The organism is Hydrogenimonas sp. (assembly GCF_029933015.1).
Classification (GTDB): domain Bacteria; phylum Campylobacterota; class Campylobacteria; order Campylobacterales; family Hydrogenimonadaceae; genus Hydrogenimonas.
In genome coordinates this window covers 1-16,391 of record NZ_JAOZOZ010000029.1, presented here as the reverse complement: position 1 = coordinate 16,391, position 16,391 = coordinate 1, and the positions used below count along the sequence as shown (strand labels likewise).

The 16,391-nt window shown below is 55.8% G+C and carries 14 protein-coding genes; 10 read left to right on the top strand and 4 right to left on the bottom strand.

Annotated elements, in window-relative coordinates; genetic code table 11:
- A partial coding sequence (nhaD, locus tag Q1K23_RS03620) for a sodium:proton antiporter NhaD (RefSeq protein ID WP_300362516.1) occupies positions 1-1,262 on the bottom strand: 1,262 nt, incomplete at its 3' end.
- Positions 1,263-1,315: 53 nt separating this feature from the next.
- The gene (gene nadB / locus Q1K23_RS03615) at positions 1,316-2,773 is read right to left on the bottom strand and encodes an L-aspartate oxidase (RefSeq protein ID WP_300362513.1); all 1,458 of its coding nucleotides are present in this window, start codon (positions 2,771-2,773) and stop codon (positions 1,316-1,318) included.
- A gap of 124 nt (positions 2,774-2,897) precedes the next feature.
- Here nadB and Q1K23_RS03610 point away from each other — a divergent pair, with 124 nt between their 5' ends.
- The 7 genes from Q1K23_RS03610 to Q1K23_RS03580 all read left to right on the top strand — a co-directional run bounded on the left by Q1K23_RS03610 (position 2,898) and on the right by Q1K23_RS03580 (position 11,210).
- Positions 2,898-3,338, top strand: coding sequence for a hypothetical protein (locus tag Q1K23_RS03610; protein WP_300362510.1), 441 nt, complete (start codon positions 2,898-2,900; stop codon positions 3,336-3,338).
- The gene (gene uvrC / locus Q1K23_RS03605) at positions 3,335-5,155 is read left to right on the top strand and encodes an excinuclease ABC subunit UvrC (RefSeq protein WP_300362508.1); all 1,821 of its coding nucleotides are present in this window, start codon (positions 3,335-3,337) and stop codon (positions 5,153-5,155) included. The genes Q1K23_RS03610 and uvrC overlap by 4 nt, the downstream gene beginning before the upstream one ends.
- Positions 5,156-5,231: 76 nt before the next feature.
- Positions 5,232-5,648, top strand: a complete 417-nt coding sequence (locus Q1K23_RS03600) for a PAS domain-containing protein (protein ID WP_300362505.1) — start codon at positions 5,232-5,234, stop codon at positions 5,646-5,648.
- A gap of 2 nt (positions 5,649-5,650) precedes the next feature.
- Positions 5,651-7,261, top strand: a complete 1,611-nt coding sequence (locus Q1K23_RS03595; RefSeq protein ID WP_300362503.1) for an Hpt domain-containing protein — start codon at positions 5,651-5,653, stop codon at positions 7,259-7,261.
- On the top strand, positions 7,258-7,659 hold the full coding sequence (locus Q1K23_RS03590) for a hypothetical protein (protein ID WP_300362500.1): 402 nt from the start codon (positions 7,258-7,260) through the stop codon (positions 7,657-7,659). Before Q1K23_RS03595 ends, Q1K23_RS03590 begins: the two co-directional genes overlap by 4 nt.
- A 13-nt stretch (positions 7,660-7,672) precedes the next feature.
- A complete protein-coding gene (locus Q1K23_RS03585; RefSeq protein WP_300362498.1) occupies positions 7,673-10,831 on the top strand; it encodes a nitrate- and nitrite sensing domain-containing protein in 3,159 nt (1,052 codons plus the stop codon).
- 4 nt (positions 10,832-10,835) lie between these two features.
- Entirely contained in the window at positions 10,836-11,210 is a 375-nt protein-coding gene (locus Q1K23_RS03580; RefSeq protein WP_300362496.1) for a response regulator, read from the top strand.
- An 81-nt stretch (positions 11,211-11,291) separates the two neighbouring features.
- On the opposite strand, the gene lon is transcribed toward Q1K23_RS03580, so the two are convergent.
- Together lon and bamD are read right to left on the bottom strand one after the other, a co-directional pair.
- Entirely contained in the window at positions 11,292-13,712 is a 2,421-nt protein-coding gene (gene lon / locus Q1K23_RS03575; protein WP_300362493.1) for an endopeptidase La, read from the bottom strand.
- A 192-nt stretch (positions 13,713-13,904) separates the two neighbouring features.
- A complete protein-coding gene (bamD, locus tag Q1K23_RS03570; RefSeq protein WP_300362491.1) occupies positions 13,905-14,552 on the bottom strand; it encodes an outer membrane protein assembly factor BamD in 648 nt (215 codons plus the stop codon).
- Positions 14,553-14,670: 118 nt separating this feature from the next.
- Here bamD and fliW point away from each other — a divergent pair, with 118 nt between their 5' ends.
- The 3 genes from fliW to Q1K23_RS03555 all read left to right on the top strand — a co-directional run.
- Positions 14,671-15,075, top strand: a complete 405-nt coding sequence (fliW, locus tag Q1K23_RS03565) for a flagellar assembly protein FliW (protein WP_300362487.1) — start codon at positions 14,671-14,673, stop codon at positions 15,073-15,075.
- Positions 15,072-15,824 carry a pyrroline-5-carboxylate reductase gene (locus tag Q1K23_RS03560; RefSeq protein WP_300362484.1) on the top strand — a complete coding sequence of 251 codons (753 nt, stop codon included), beginning with the start codon at positions 15,072-15,074 and terminating at the stop codon, positions 15,822-15,824. Before fliW ends, Q1K23_RS03560 begins: the two co-directional genes overlap by 4 nt.
- A gap of 146 nt (positions 15,825-15,970) precedes the next feature.
- A partial coding sequence (locus tag Q1K23_RS03555) for a hypothetical protein (protein WP_300362481.1) occupies positions 15,971-16,391 on the top strand: 421 nt, incomplete at its 3' end.

Below are 16,391 nucleotides of genomic sequence, written 5' to 3'. Positions count from 1 at the left end.
AGGATGTATCCGGCCAGTACGGTCCAGGCCAGTTTCAGATGGGAGTTGAAGGTATAGATGCCCCGCAGGCGCCCCATGACGCCGACACCCGCGGCGGAACCGAAGCTGATGAGGCTGCCGCCGATACCGGCCGTCAGAGTCACCAGCAGCCACTGATCCAGTCCCATCTCGGGACTCGCTTTCAAGATGGCGCTCATGACGGGTACGTTGTCGACGATGGCGGAGATGAACCCGACACCGATGTTCGCAGCCGTGGGTCCGATGACGGAGTAGAGATCGTGGATATAGTCCAGGAATCCCAGGAAATGGAGCGCACCGACCGCCGAGAGAATACCGAAGAAGAAGAGCAGCGTATCGTTTTCGATCTTTTTCATGTTGACGTAGATGTCGTAACCGTCGGATTTGGCCGAATGCTGCAGTTTGAAGGAGTGGAGCTTCAGAAGCGAAAGCCCGAACATCATACCCCACATCGCCGGGAAATGGAAAAACTGGTGGCCCAGCACCGCGATGGCGATGGTGGAGATCCCCAGCCAGATCACCGTCTGCCCGCCCTCTTTCATCTGAGGAATCTCCTCGGTAGTCACATCGAACTTCGGTTCGCCCTTGGGTACGTACATCGCCAGCAGCCAGCCGGTCAGCAGCCAGCCGGCAACGGATGGAACGAAGAGGAAAAGAAAATCGACGAACTCTCCCTTGCCCGCCGTCCAGGCCATCAGGGTCGTGATGTCGCCGAAGGGGCTCCAGGCACCGCCGGCGTTGGCCGCGACGACGATGTTGATGGCGCCCGCCACCAGAAATTCCCTGTTGGTTTTATCGATCGTATAAAGAACCGTCGAAAGGATCAACGCCGTGGTCAGGTTGTCGGCGACCGGCGAGATGAAAAAGGCGAGAATCCCCGTCAGCCAGAAGAGTTTCTTGTAGCTGTAGCCCTTGGAGACCAGTTTGTACTTCATGACATCGAAGACCCTGCGTTCGATCAGGGTTTCGATAAAGGTCATGGCAACAAAGAGGAAGAAGAAGATCTCCGCGATTTCGAGGATCAGCTTCTGCATCTCGTGGTGCAGGGGTTCGGGATCCATGCCGTTGACGGCGAAATAGATGCCGATCAGCATGAACATGGAGGTACCCGCGAAGAGGGCGGGCTTGGCTTTGTTGATCTCGTATTTGTCTTCGGTGGCGATGAAGTAGTAGGCGATGATGAAGATCGCCGCATCGATCAGGCCGACCCATGTGGTCGTCAGATGGAACGTCGCTTCGTGCATGGTTTTCCTTTGGTTTCGATATTTTAGGTCTTAAACTCTATAAAATATCGTCACTATTCGTTGATTATGTAGTGCGCACCGACCGATTCTGTGCGGGCCAGGGCCGATTCGATGATCTTTCGGGCCGTTTTGAGACGCAGTGCAAGAAGCCTTCCGATCGTCAGATGCTGCACGTCGTCGACGAAATCGAGAGCCCTCTCGAGACCCGAACGGGTCCGGACGATCCCCACCTCCTGCCACATCGTACGTCTGAGGCGCTGCTTGAGAATCGTGTCGTCCTTTTCGACGAGATTGCCCTTGAATTCGGCGAAAGGGGGTTTGTGGCTCCAGCGAAAATCCTTCTCCGTCAGATGCAGCGCCGCGCGGCGGCCGAAGACGAGTCCCTCCAGAAGCGAGTTGCTGGCCAGACGGTTGGCCCCGTGGACGCCGGTACTGGCCGCCTCGCCCACCACATAGAGGTTTTCCAGTCCGGGCACGACCCCGTCCATATCGCAGACGATGCCGCCGATGGCGTAGTGGAAAGCCGGAGATATCGGTACCCAGTCTTTGGGCAGGTCGAATCCGACGGAGGCCAGGGCCTTTTTGATGTTCGGGAAACGGTGGGCGAAAAACTCCTCGTCGAACATGTCCATTTTCAGATAGACCTTGGTCCCTTTTCTCTTCTGATAGTCGAAAATGGCGCGGCTGACGATATCACGTGGCGCCAGTTCGCCCCGCTCGTCGTAGTCGAAAAGAAAGCGCCGCCCCTCCTCGTCGACGATCTCGGCCCCTTCGCCGCGCAGCGCTTCGGTAAGCAGCTGTTTTCTCGCCCAGGGGTTGTCCACGTAGACGGTGGGGTGAAACTGCATCATCTCCATCATATCCAGCCGTATCCCGCGCTCGAGACAGATGCCGTGAATGTCGGAACTGATGGTCCGGGAGTTGGTATGATAGGCGTAGAGGCTGCCTACCCCGCCGCTGGCGATGATGACGGCATCGGCGTAGAGCTCCTTGATCTCGTCGTTGATCAAAGCGCGCAGGCCGTAGCAGGTATCCCCCGAACGCAGCAGATCGAAAACCCGGACGTTGTAGACGAGGGGGTGGGGATTGGCCTGCATCAGAAACTGATGCAGATAGCGTCCCGTCGCGTCGCCGCCGGCGTGGAGAATGCGCGGCCTGCTGTGGGCCGCCTCTTTGGTGTAGAGGAGTTCCCCCTTCTCGTCCCTGTCGAACTCAAATCCCCGGCGGATCAGATCGGGAATGACGTCGAGACTCTCTTTGACCATGATCTCGACCGCTTCGCGGTTGCACAGGCCCGCCCCGGCGCTGAGAGTGTCTTCGATGTGCGAAGCGACATCCGTTTCGTCCACGGCGGCCGCCACACCGCCCTGGGCGTAGAAGGTGTTGCACTCCCAGGGAATGTCCTTGCAAAGAATCAATACGTTCTTCTCTTTCGGAATATGCAGCGCCGCATAGAGGCCCGCGATCCCGGCACCGATGATCACTACGTCGTATTTGCTGTCTGTTTTCACAGGTATTCTCCTCTGCCCGAAAGGTTCACGAACTCCGGGACTGACTCTTCTCCTTGGGGTAGTACGGCGGCGCCTTGTGTCCGCAGCCGCAGAGACCTGCAAGGAGAGATGCTATAATAATTATATGAAAAAAATCGATACGGTTCTTACCCATCTCGTTGCCCAACCCATCTATGCCAGACTGCGGGAGCGGGAGTGTTTCCGGCGTATCAAGCAGGCTCTTCCCGAACCGATGCGGCGCGGCATTCTCTTTATGTACGTCAAAAACCGGACCCTCTTTTTCGCGATGAAACATCCGGCTTTCAAAATGGAGTTCGATTATAAGCTCTCTTCAATTAAGAACCTATTAACCTCTCTGCCCCCTCTCAAAGAGGCCTGCGGCGACTTCCGGATCGAGCATGTCAAGGCTTTCGTCTCCAAGTTTTCACCCGAGCCGAAACCCGTCAAAGATACGGAGCCAAGATACAGAGAGCGTGCGACGGGCACTTTCTCCGTCACCGCTAAGAAGGAGCCCATCAAAGAGGCTTTCGAATCCATCAAAGAGACGATAGAACGGAACCGATGAGAGAGACGCTGAAAAACCTGCCGGACCGACCCGGCGTCTACCAGTACTTCGACAGAAACGACCGCCTTTTGTATGTGGGAAAGGCGAAAAGTCTCAAAAAGAGGGTCAAAAGCTATTTCCGCTTCACCCCCGAACTCTCGCCGGCTCCCAATCTCGGGCCCCGGATCTACCAGATGATCGCCCAGGCCGTACGCATCGAGACGATCGTGACCCCCAGCGAGAGCGACGCCCTGCTGCTGGAAAACTCCCTCATCAAACAGCTCAAACCCAAATACAACATTCTCCTGCGCGACGACAAGACCTACCCCTACATCTACATCGATCTGAGCGAACCCTTTCCCCGGTTCGAGCTGACGCGCAAAGTGGTCAAAGGAAAAAAAGTCAAATATTTCGGCCCCTTCCCCCATGGTGCGAGGGCCATTCTCGACTCCCTCTACGAACTGGTGCCGCTGGTGCAGAAAAAGGGGTGCCTCAAAGGAAAAAAGGCGTGCCTTTTCCACCAGATCGGGCGCTGCATGGCCCCCTGCGAAGGGAAAATCACGGAAGAGGCGTACAGAGAGCTGATCGACGAGGCGCTCTCGTTCATCCACAACAAACAGAAGATCCGCAAAGCCCTCGAAAAGCGGATGCGCTTCTACGCGGAGTCGCTGCGTTTCGAGGAGGCGGCACAGATCCGAGACCGCATCGAAGCGATCGAAAAGATCGAAGAGTACTCCAGCGCCGACCTGGCGAAGCTGGAAGACCTCGATATCTTCGCCGCCGATTTCGACGACGAAGGAGGCGTGCTGGTGCGGCTCTTCATGCGGGAGGGAAAAATCGTCGCCTCGAGCCACACCTGGCTCAACCTCCACGACGATATCGATCTCGGAGAAGTCTACAGACGCAGCATTCTGGAGTTCTACGGCAGCGAAACGCCTTTCACCGCCACGGCCATTCTCACGGCCCACCCTTTCGAAGAGCAGGAGGAGCTCGGCAGACTGCTGGGCGGCCGAATCGGGAAAAAGGTCACCATCACGACACCCCAAAGAGGAAACAAGAAGAGATTGACCGACCTGGGTATCCAGAACGCCAGGGAGCTTCTGAGACAGAAAAAGAGCCGGCCCAAACCGCTGATAGGCGAACAGATACGGAACCTTCTGGGGCTGGCGGAAGTACCGGAGAGGATCGAGGTTTTCGACAACTCCCACCTGGCCGGCAAAGCCCCCGTGGGGGCGATGGTGGTTTTCGACAAAGAGAGATGGGACAAAAGCTCCTACCGCCACTACAACCTGACATCCAAAGACGAATACCACCAGATGGAGGAGATGCTCAGCCACCGTATCGCCTCTTTCGAAAAATCCCCGCCACCCGATCTGTGGGTCGTCGACGGGGGCGAAACACTGCGCGCCCTGGCGCTGAAACTGCTCAGAAACCACGGCGTCGATCTCCCCGTCGTGGGTATCGCCAAAGAGAAGATCGACGCGAAAGCCCACCGCGCCAAGGGGGCCGCCAGGGACATTCTCTACACCGACGAGGGCGAGATGCGGCTGATGCCCACCGATCCGCGGCTGCAGTGGTTTCAGCGTCTGCGCGACGAAGCGCACCGCTTCGCACTCGCCTACCACAAGAAGCAGCGGCTGAAGGAGGACAGAAAGATATCTCTGCTGGAAGCCAGGGGGATAGGACCGGCCAAAATCAGGCGGCTCATCGACTATTTCGGCACCTTCGAGGCGATCAGAGAGGCAGACGAACGGACGCTCGCGCAGGTACTTAACAAAACCGATGCGATGTCGATAATAAAATACCTTCGAACTTCCGCGGAAAAAGAGAATTCGTGAGAAGATTCCAAAGATGCGCAAGGACGTTGTCCGAAGAGTCGGACACGACAAACGAACACAACAATCTGGAGTATCCATGAAGCGACCCGAACCGATCGACGAAGAGTACACTTTCTCGGACGGCGTCATCATCAGCGAAACCGACCTGAACGGAATCATCACCTTCGCGAACCGGAAATTTCTCGAGATTTCCGGCTATTCGAAAGAGGAGCTGATCGGCAAGCCCCACAGCATCATCCGCCACCCGGACATGCCAAAAGCGGCCTTTAAACAGATGTGGGATACCATAGAAAAAGGTGAAGAATGGCAAGGATTGGTTAAAAATCTTCGCAAAGATGGCCGATATTACTGGGTAGACACCTATATCAAACCGATTTACAAAGAGGGTCGGATCGTCGGCTACATCGCGGCACGGCATCCGGCCAAGCAGATTGACGTGGAATCGATCAAAAGTACCTACGCCAAGATGCTCGAAGATGAGAAAAAAGGATAAACGTGTTAATCTACAGAAACGACGGAAAATTGCACTGCGTATCCAAAAAAGCCCTGAAACTTGCCGGATACAGTGATATTTCCCAATTTTTGAGCGACCATAACGACTACAGCGAACTTTTCGTCAAAAAACCGGGATACATCTACAACTTCGAAAACTTTTCATGGCTCAGCTTTCTGCGAAACGCGAAGACCGAACAGAAAAAAGTCCTCATCGCCACCAGCGACAAGGCGACCTACGAATGCGAACTGGACCTCGAAGTACTCTTCCCGGTCGATTTCGAAGAGGGCGCTTCCGAGTTCTACTATCAGATCGACTTCAAAAACATGAGACTTCTGACCGGAACGGGCGATACCGTCACGGCCATCGAGGTCCCCTCCCTCGAGAGCACGATCCCGGAACCTACCGTCGCCGTGACGGGTGAAGAAGCCGTAAAAACCGCTTTCGAAGAGCCGGTCGAGAGTGAAACGGCCTCGTCCGACACCTTTCTTTTCGAAGAGCCGGAAGCCGAAAAGGCCGAAGAAGAGACGGAGAGCGACATCCTTTTCGAGACGGAGCCGACGGAGAAACCCTCCGCGCCCTCGTCGGAAAAGATCGAGCCTCTCGAACTCGTCGACTTCTCTTTCGGCGAAGAGAGCCTGGAGAAAACCGAAGCCGAAATAAACGCCGAATCAACGGAGACGGAGATCGCGCCGCCGAAAGCTCCGGTTTTCCCCGAAGCGGGCGTTCCCGACATCGGGCTGAAAGAGGATGTGCCCGCCGTCTCCGCACCCGAGAAGGAAACCGTGGAAGCGAAGAGGGAAGAGACCGCGGCATCCCCGTCGATCGAAATGCCCGACATCCGCAAAGTCGCGGGCACACTCGGACTGCCGGAGACCATGGTCAAAGCTTTCGTCAAAGAGTTCGTGGAGACCTATTTCGAAGATCTCGACGAAGTCAGAAGCGCCATCGCCGCCAACGAGACGCAAACTCTGAGAAAAGAGGCGATGAAACTCAAGGGCATCGCCGCCAACCTGATGATGTTCCCTCTGGTGGAGACCCTCGAAAAGGTTCTCACGAGCGAAAAGGACGAGGAAGCCAAATCCGTATGGAGCGAGGTGGACGCCTACATGAACATGCTCGCCGCAACCTACTCTCCGAAAGAGACCGCCCAAAAAGAGAGCGAAGCGGAGATTTCCGTAGCGAGCGAACCGGCAGAAGCGGCGCAGGAGATCGCCCCGGCCCGAGAACCCGCCGTCACGACTTCCGAAAAGAGGCTGCATCTGGAGGTGACGGAGAGCGATGAAACGATCGAGTTCGACCCGGCCGAAGCGGCCAACGCCCTGGGCCTGCCCGAATCTCTCATCATCGAATTCGTCAACGACTTCATCCAGCAGGCGCAGGAGGAGCGTACCAATTTCGAAAAGGCCTACGAGGCCGAAGACATCAAGACGATCAACGAAACCGCCCACAAACTCAAAGGGGTCGCGGCGAATCTGCGCATCGAAGACATGCGTGCCCTGATGGAGAACGCCCAGCACGCAAAAACCCTCGACGAGGTCGAAAAGAGTCTGACGGATTTTTACAGGAAGCTGGCGGCTCTGACGAAATCGATGGCAAAGGAATATGCATGAAAATGAAATTTTTGCCGATTTTTCTGATCGTTCCGTTGCTGGGACTCGCCAGCTACTTTTCCGACGGAATGCGCGCGTACAAACAGGGAAACTACAAGGCGGCGAAAGTCAACTTCGAACAGGCGATCGAAGAGGAGGGGTCCGAACAGGCCAACTTTTTCCTGGGGCTCCTCTATCTGAAAGGCCTCGGCGTCGAGCAGGACATCCCCGCGGCGAAACGTTTCCTGGCCAAAGCGGTCGAAAACGGCAACGCCCGCGCGAAGTGCTACCTGGCGGAAGCCTATCTTCTACAGAACAGTGCCGACAAGAAAACCGCGCTCAAGCTTCTCAAAGAGGGCAAAAGCGCAGGCGCCAACGAATGTGTCGATATCGCGGCGACATACAAAATTCCACTATAAATCGAGGTGACGCATGCAAGTAGGTATTCGCAGCAAACTCAAGCTTATTTCACTGATCCCCATCTTACTGCTGCTGGGGTTTGCCAGTTATTTTCTCTACCAGTCTTCGACCAACTATTTCAAAGGGCAGACGTTCAACGAAAAGATGGCCTACAGTTCCATCCTGAACGATCTGGCCACCCAGCTGGCCAAAGAGCGGGGTATGACGTCGATCTACATCGCCTCCAACGGGAAAAAGATCAAGGAGTCCCTGGAGAATCAGCGTAAAGAGGTCGACAAGACAGTCGGCCGTCTCAAGAGCTATCTCTCCCAGCATCCCGACATCGCTCCCAGAAAACTGATCACGACAATGATCGGGATCCTCCACAGAAAGCGACAGCAGATCGATACGCTGGAGATCAGTTTCGACGAAGCCTTTTTCGACTACTACTCCGTTTTGATCAAAGCGATACTGGACGAGATCGACAGTGCCAGCTCTAGCGGTCCGAACAACGAGATCACCAACGAAGCGAAAGCCTTCATCAGTTTCGCGAAAGCGAAAGAGGCAAGCGGTATCGAGCGGGGCTTCATGTCCTATATCCTCACGCGCTACACGAAGATGAGCGACGAAGAGCTTCAGAAGTGGATCCACTACATCGGCAAGGCCGATACGTACGAATACAGCTTCATCGGTGACGAAAATCTGAGAAAACGTATCAACTCGATCCTTGAAAACGACGAAGCCAAAGAGATCTTCAACGAACTGGCCGAAGCGCGCACGGAGATCCTCCACTCCATCAACGACGGCTACTACACGATCGACCCGACGCTCTGGTTCAACCTCAACACCGAAAAGATCTCCATCCTGGTCAACGCCCAGCACCTCATCATGAAGGAGATGAAGCGAAAAACCGCCGAGACGCTCCAGGAGCAGATGTACATCGCCGTCGCCTCGGGCGCACTCTGGATCATCTCGATCATTCTGGCGATCATCGGCTACATCGTCAGCCGCGAAATCACCCAGAACATCAAAAACCTCGAAACGATCCTGCAAAACGTCGCCGAATCGACCAACCAGAAAGTGGACATCAACCTCGACACGCCGGAGGGAACGGCGAAAGCCTACGCCCTGCTGCAGGCGATCATCGAAGAGACCCGGCGCGAACAGCAGCGGGCCGAAGAGGCGAGCGAAGCCAAATCGCTCTTTTTGGCCAACATGTCCCACGAGATCCGCACGCCTCTCAACGGTATCGTCGGCTTTACCGAACTGCTAAAAAACACGGAGCTCAAGGGCGAGCAGAAAGAGTTCGTCAGCATCATCGAGAAGAGTTCCGAAAACCTGCTTGAGATCATCAACAACATCCTCGACCTCTCCAAGATCGAGAGCAACAAGGTCGAGATCGAGAACATCGTCTTCAACCCGATCGAGGAGTTCGAAAGCGCCGTCGAGATCTACGCCGTCAAGGCGGCCGAGAAGCACGTCAACCTCGCCTGCTTCATCGATCCCAGGCTGAACCAGCCCATCAAGGGCGACCCGACCAAGATCAAAGAGATCCTGATCAACCTGATGTCCAACGCCGTCAAGTTCACCAACCAGGGCGGCTCGATCAACGTGGAGATCCGAAAGGTCCACGCCAGCGAACCCGACAAGTGCGCCATCAGCTTCAGCGTCGAAGACACCGGTATCGGTATCTCCCCGGACAAGAAGGCCCACATCTTCGAAGCCTTCTCCCAGGCGGACACCAGCGTCACGAGAAAATTCGGCGGTACGGGTCTGGGACTCACCATCTCCGCACGCTACGCGGAGCTGATGGGCGGCAAGCTCGATCTCGAAAGCGAACTGGGCAAAGGGACCAAGTTCTTCTTCACGATCGAGTTCGAAGAGCTGCCTCCGATGAACGAGGACCTGCGCGACCACTTCACCAACGTATCCGTCGCCTTCTTCACCTCGCCCTCCATGAGCAAGAAGCAGGACGAATACATCAAGGAGTACCTGGACTACTTCGGTGCCCAGCTCATACCTTTCAGCGCCCCAGAGGAGCTGATCAGGCTCGCCACGGAGAAGAAGGCACAATCGGCGCTGATCGACGCCGACTACGCCTCCGACAGCGACCTGCGAAAAATGGGCAAAACGCCGATCCATTGCAACGTCATCATCAAATCGACCCAGCAGAAGCGGATCGAAGCGCTGAGGCTCCACTGCGAAAAGATCATCTACGAGCCGGTCAACGTCACGAAGGTGATCTCGCTGCTCAAAGCCGCCACCTCCGAAGTGGTCAAAGAGGCCAAACGCCCGCTTCTGGACATCGACCATATCGGTTTCAGCGCCAAAGCCCTCGTGGCCGAGGACAACACGATCAACCAGAAGCTGATCAAACGTACCCTCGAAGATCTGGGGCTCACCGTCGAACTGGCCGACAACGGTCTGGAAGCCTTCGAAAAACGTCGCAACGGCGACTACGACATCATCTTCATGGATATCTCGATGCCGGTGATGGACGGCGTGGAGGCGACCCACGAGATCCTCGACTACGAAGAGGACGAGGATATCCCACATATCCCCATCGTCGCCCTGACGGCCAACGCCCTCAAAGGCGACCGTGAGAGATTCCTCGCCGAAGGTCTGGACGAATACACGACCAAACCGCTCGTCAGAGAGGAGATCGTCTCGATCCTCAAGAAGTTCCTCGGCGACAAGATGTATACCAAAGAGCCCACCGAAAGTGCCGCGAAGCGGGTCGAAAAGAGCAGACAGGCGGCCGAAGCGGTCAAAGCGTCCGAGGAGAACATCAGCTTCGACAAAACAGGCAAAGAGAAAGCGGAAAGCGCCGCAGCGGCCGATACGATTCTGGTCTTGAAAAAAAGTCCGTTAGAGGGTAAAATTTTCGCCAATCTTTTGCATCAGCTCGGTTACAAAGTCGATATGGCGGAAAATCCCAAAGAGCTCGGCGACAAGCTGAACGAGAACGTCGCCGTCGTTTTCGTCGACAAAGAGGCGGAAGGGCTGGCCCTCGAGCCGCTCAGCATGGAGATCAAGATGAGCGCGCCCAACGCGGCCCTGATTCTGATGACAGACCCCGCTTCACGGGTCGACGACGACGATCGCAAATACTGCGACGAAGTGATCGTCAACCTCGTCAACCGCGATCTGATACGGCTGATCATAGAAAAATTCATGAAACACGAAGGATAACTGAATGAGCAAAATCAAAGTGTTGGTTGTCGATGACGATATGATCAACAGAAAACTCATGGCAGCCATGCTCAAGAAAAATCCGAACATCGGAGAGATCATCGAAGCGGCCGACGGTCAGGAGGCGATCACCCTCCTGCGCGATCTGGACGATATCGACGTCGTGCTTCTGGACATCATCATGCCCATCATGGACGGCATCTCCGTCCTGCAGATCATGAACTCCGATCCGAAACTTCAGAACATTCCCGTCATCGTCCTGACGACGGACGAGTCGAAAAAGACCGAAGCCCTCAACAGCGGGGCCAACGACTTCATCGCCAAACCCGTCAGGGAAAACGACATCATGGGAAAAATAGAGCGGCTTACATCGCTTTGATTCGTGTGAATATGCGTTGATGGGGGAATATGAGTCGATGTGTGGAAGGGCATGCGGCGTTTGCCGCCCGCCCTTTTTTCGTTAGTAGATAAGCGCCTCTTTCAGAACCTCTTCGACATGCCGCACCGGCACGATCTCTAGAGCCTCCCTCACGACATCGGGAATGTCGTCGAGATCCCTTTTGTAGTTCTTCTCGGGTATCAGCACCTTTTTCATCTTCGCTTTGTAGGCGGCGATCAGCTTCTCCTTCAGGCCGCCGATGGGCAGGACCTTTCCGGTAAGCGTCAGCTCTCCCGTCATCGCCACGTCGGGCCGGACCTTGAATTCGCTGAAGATCGAAGCGATCGCCGTCGCCATCGTGATACCGGCACTCGGTCCGTCCTTGGGCGTCGCCCCTTCTGGCACGTGGATGTGCAGATCGTAGCGCTTGTAGACTTCGCTGGGCTCGACCTTGATCTTCTCTTCCCGCTCCTTGACGGTTTTGGGAATGATCCGCTCGTCGATCTTCAGCTTGCCCTGGTCGATCAGGGTCTTGACGACGCTCAGGGCGATTCGCGCCGACTCTTTCATCACGTCGCCCAGGCTTCCGGTGAGCTGCAGACCCCCTTTGCCCTTGATCTTGATCGTCTCTATCTTCAGCACGTCACCGCCCACCGCCGTCCAGGCCAGTCCGTTGACGACACCCACGGTCGGAACGTTGTCGGTCTGGTCGATCTCGAAGACCGGCTTGTCCAGAAACTCCTGGAGATTCTTGACGTTGACCGTCACTTTGTGGATTTCCGGATCGCTCAGGATCATCTTGGCCGCCTTCCGTATCATGTCGGCGATGCGCCGGCGCAGATTCCGCACACCGGCCTCCCTGGTATAGTTCTCTATCACCATCTCCAGCGCCGCCTTGGTGATGGAGAATTCGCTCTTTTTGAGCGCGTGCTTCTTGAGCTCCTGGGGTATCAGGTAGCGTTTGGCGATCTCGTACTTCTCCTGGGGCGTATAGCTGCTCAGGAAGATGAACTCCATACGATCCCGCAGAGGTCCCGGGATCGATCCGATGTCGTTGGCCGTGGCGATGAAGATCACCTGGCTCAGATCGATGTTGAAGTTCAGGTAGTAGTCCCTGAAGGCGCTGTTCTGCTCGGGATCGAGGATCTCCAGCAGCACCGAGGTCGGATCGCCCCGCATGCTTCGGCCTACCTTGTCGATTTCGTCGAGCACCATGACCGGGTTCATCTCGCCCGCGTCGATGAGCCCCTGCACGATGCGTCCGGGCATCGCCCCTATATATGTGCGGCGGTGGCCCCGCAGCTCGTTGACGTCTTCCAGACCGCCCAGGGCGATGCGCACGAGCTTGCGCTTGAGCGCCTTGGAGATGGAGTTGGCCAGAGAGGTTTTGCCGATACCGGGAGGGCCGGCGAAACAGAGGATCGCCCCTTTGATCTCTCTGTCGGCGACACCCCGCAGCTCCGCCAGCTCACGGACGCTGAAATACTCGACGATCCGCTCTTTGGGCTTTTTGAGCCCGTAGTGGTCTTTGTCGAGCTGCTTTTCGACATCTTCGATGCGCAGATGCTTTTTCGCGAGTTTCCCGAAAGGGATCTCGAGCACCCAGTCGAGCCACCCCTGGATCATGTTGGCGTCGGCCGAATCGGGATGCATCCGGGAGAAGCGGTCGATCTGCTTCTTGATCTCTTTGTAGGCATCCTCGTTCATATAGGGCTTTTTGGCTTCGAGCTTCTTGTAGTACTCCTCGATCTCCTCTTCCCGCTGCGTATCGGTCCCAAGCTCCTGCTGGATCTGTTTGAGCTGCTCTTTGAGGAAATACTCCTTGTTGACCTGCTCGATGCGGCTGTGGACCTTGGAGCGGATCTCCTTCTGGAGTTTGCTCGCCTCGATCTCGGCGCTGATGATGTCGATCAGAAGTAGCAGCCGCTGCTCCACGTCCTCCTCGATGAAGAGTTCGTAGGCTTCGGGCTTCTTGATCTTGATGGTGCTGGAAATCAGATCGGCGATGCGGTTGGGCTCGTGGTTCTCCTCGATCGTGCGGATCAGATCGGGCGGAAACTGGTTGCTCACCTGCGAAAGCTGGCGCAGCTTCTCCCTGAGCACCTCCATCAAAGCTTCGATCTTGAGCTCGTTGTAGGGTTTGGAGTGGATCACGTCCACTTTGGCGATGAGCGGCGAATGGTTCACCTCCTCCAGGATCCGCCCGCGGGCCAGTCCCTGGAAAAGCACCTTGATACGCCCATCAGGCAGCGTCACCTTCCGCATGATGGAGCCGATGACACCGGCGTTGTAGATGGCGTCGAAACTCCGCTCTCCCTCGTGCCCCGGTTTCGTCGGGCAGACCATCACCAGCGAGTTGGTATCTACCGCCTCGACGGCCGCCTGGACGTTCTTCTCGTCGCTCAGGAAAATCGGTGAAATCATGAATGGATATAGAAACAGGTCATCTTCGACGATGACCGGTATGTCGGCCGGGAATGCACTGTAATCGCTTAACTGCATTCAACCCCCTTTCTTTCTCTTTATGGATTATGAAAAATATATCGTGAAAATTTCGCACAAGCCGCAGGGCGGCTTTCGCTTTCGTTTTATGTTTATATAAGGTTTTGGAGAATTTGTCAAGTTTTCAGGTCACAAAGACTACTCACTAAGCGAAGCGTCTCACTACCCACTGTTGGCTCTTCGAGTAGCGCGCTACTCGAAGAGCCAACCAAACCACCCGCCCGAGGGCGGCTCGATATCGTCCATCCTGATCCACCCCACATCGTTTTTTTTACGGTAGATCTCCGCCGCCTTCGGTTTGCCGCGGCGGTCGTAGAGGGAGGCGATCTTCTCGTTCAGCAGAAACTGCGTCATCTGCAGGCGCACCTCCATCGTGTGGACCATCGGGGTGAATTCCCCCTGCGGGTAGGTCACGATGTAGTTGCGCGCACGTATCAGCGTGTCGCCGATGAGTTTCTGGTCTCTTTGGGGTGATCTGAGGCCGTAGAAGGCCGCCTTGATCTGGATGAATTCGGCCAGCTCCCGGTTTTTGAAGCTGCCGTAGCGCTTCATGTACTCGTCCAGGTAGAAGTTGGCCAGCAGGTACTCTTCGTTGTCCATGTGCGCCTGCATCAGTATCAGCATCGCCTGGGGGATGAGGGGCGAGCTGATATGCTCGCTCTCCAGGGAGGTGAAGATGTTGTCCGCTTTTTCGAGATTGCCGCTGGCGATCTTCTTCATCATCTTCTGATACCAGTAGAGCGCGGGCTTCTCGTACTCCTCTTCGCTCTTGGAGCCGCATCCGGCCATGAAGGTCAAAAGAAAGATTCCCGTCAGTAGAAAAAGTGCGGTTCGACGCATGGATCACCTCCGTCTCGGCGGCACCCGGCAATTCAGTATTGTCATAGGTACTCTGGATTAAACTAATGAGTGATTTTAGCCGATATATTATTACTAATGCATTAAAAGGTACCTATCCATGGATTTCAAAGTCGTCATACCGATACTGGGTTTCGACTCCGTCGAAGAGCTCACCCTCGAGCCGATCGACGAAATCTTCTCCCGACTCACGAACAAAAAAGCCGATACCCCCTCCTTCACGCTCATCCAGCCGGCCGCGCTGCGTGACGACTACGTCTTCGACCTGCCCAAAGCCGCCGCCGAGAAGCTGCAGCTCGAAAGCGCCGAAGACGCGATGGTGCTCAACATCATGATCGTCGACACGCCGCTGGAAAACTCCCACGTCAACTTCATCGCCCCGCTGGTTTTCAACAAAAAGAAGGGCCTCATGGGCCAGGTCGTGCTCGATTCGGTAAAATATCCCGACTACGGCCTCGCCGATCCTTTGAAAAAATTTCTCGAACCCGCGGAGAACAGACCATGAAACTGACGATCATCGGCCCCGGAAAAATGGCGCTGGCTCTCGCCAAGGGCCTCGAAAAAGAGCACGAACTCACGATAGTGGGACGCGACGGCGAAAAACTCCTGGAGTTTACAAAAAAGCTCGAAAAACACGCCAAAACGGCCCTTCTGGACAAATACGACATCGACGCTCAGACCGTCATACTCTGCGTCAAGCCCCACGCCCTCAAGGAGACGGCGTCCGCGCTCAAAGGCAAAGCGGACACCCTCTACTCCGTTCTGGCGGGCACGAAGCTCGAAACGCTGAAAAAGGCCGTCAAAGCGGAAAACCATGTGAGAGCCATGCCGAACCTCGCGGCCCAGTTTTTCGCCTCCATGACGACGCTCACCGGCGATAAGGCGAAAAAAGAGGAGGCCGAAGCCCTCTTCGCCTCCATCGGCGCGACCCTCTGGGTCGAAAGCGAAAAGGAGCTCGACATCGCCACCGCCATCGCCGGCAGCGGCCCCGCCTATCTGGCGCTCGTGGCCGAAGCCCTGGCCGACGGCGGCGTCAGGGAGGGTCTGGGGCGCGCCGACGCGATGAAACTGGTCGAGGGCCTCTTCGCCGGCTTCGCGCCGCTCGTCGCCCACGGCCATCCGGCCATCGTCAAGGACGCCGTCATGAGCCCCGGCGGCACGACGGCGGCGGGATACGCCGCTTTGGAGAAAAACGGCGTCCGCTCCGCTTTCATCGAAGCGGTGGAAAAAGCCTACGGGGTCACGAAAAAATGATTCCGTTAACATTAAGAGGCGTTTTAACGTCATGCGGCTAAAATAATATAAAGGTGGGTGGTTGGGATGCATAAATTACATTTTACTTCCGGTCTTTTATGCACTCGTATCTCTATCTCGCCTTTCAGATTTGAAGGGGACAAATCATGAAAACCAACAGTTTTTTCAGAAAATTTTTCATACTTGTATTGAGTGCCGCCATATGGAGCGGAACGGTTTACGCGGGCGTATCGGGGAAACCCGATATCGAAATCTCTTCGCTGACGGATTCACCGGATCCCGTAGAAGCGAACGGTGAGATCACCTATACCGTCAACATCAAGAATGCGAGCGCGGATGTCAGCGCGTTCAATGTCTATGTAGACTTCTCTTCCGGATCGACACTCGCACTGACGCTGACATCCGGTAGCGGCTGGTCCTGTTCGGGCAACCACTGTACCTACGCATCGGCATTGCCACCTGGGACTTCCGCCACTACTCTTCAACTAAAAAGAACAGCCCCGGGGAGTGGCGGAACGATCGATCTGACGGCTCATGCCGATTCGGATTCCGCCGACGGAGACACCT

Coding starts and splice junctions, on each gene's coding strand:
- Q1K23_RS03610 (WP_300362510.1), top strand. CDS start 2,898: ATGAAAAAAATCGATACGGTTCTTACCCATCTCGTTGCCCAACCCATC.
- uvrC (WP_300362508.1), top strand. CDS start 3,335: ATGAGAGAGACGCTGAAAAACCTGCCGGACCGACCCGGCGTCTACCAG.
- Q1K23_RS03600 (WP_300362505.1), top strand. CDS start 5,232: ATGAAGCGACCCGAACCGATCGACGAAGAGTACACTTTCTCGGACGGC.
- Q1K23_RS03590 (WP_300362500.1), top strand. CDS start 7,258: ATGAAAATGAAATTTTTGCCGATTTTTCTGATCGTTCCGTTGCTGGGA.
- Q1K23_RS03585 (WP_300362498.1), top strand. CDS start 7,673: ATGCAAGTAGGTATTCGCAGCAAACTCAAGCTTATTTCACTGATCCCC.
- Q1K23_RS03580 (WP_300362496.1), top strand. CDS start 10,836: ATGAGCAAAATCAAAGTGTTGGTTGTCGATGACGATATGATCAACAGA.
- lon (WP_300362493.1), bottom strand. CDS start 13,712: ATGCAGTTAAGCGATTACAGTGCATTCCCGGCCGACATACCGGTCATC.
- bamD (WP_300362491.1), bottom strand. CDS start 14,552: ATGCGTCGAACCGCACTTTTTCTACTGACGGGAATCTTTCTTTTGACC.
- fliW (WP_300362487.1), top strand. CDS start 14,671: ATGGATTTCAAAGTCGTCATACCGATACTGGGTTTCGACTCCGTCGAA.
- Q1K23_RS03560 (WP_300362484.1), top strand. CDS start 15,072: ATGAAACTGACGATCATCGGCCCCGGAAAAATGGCGCTGGCTCTCGCC.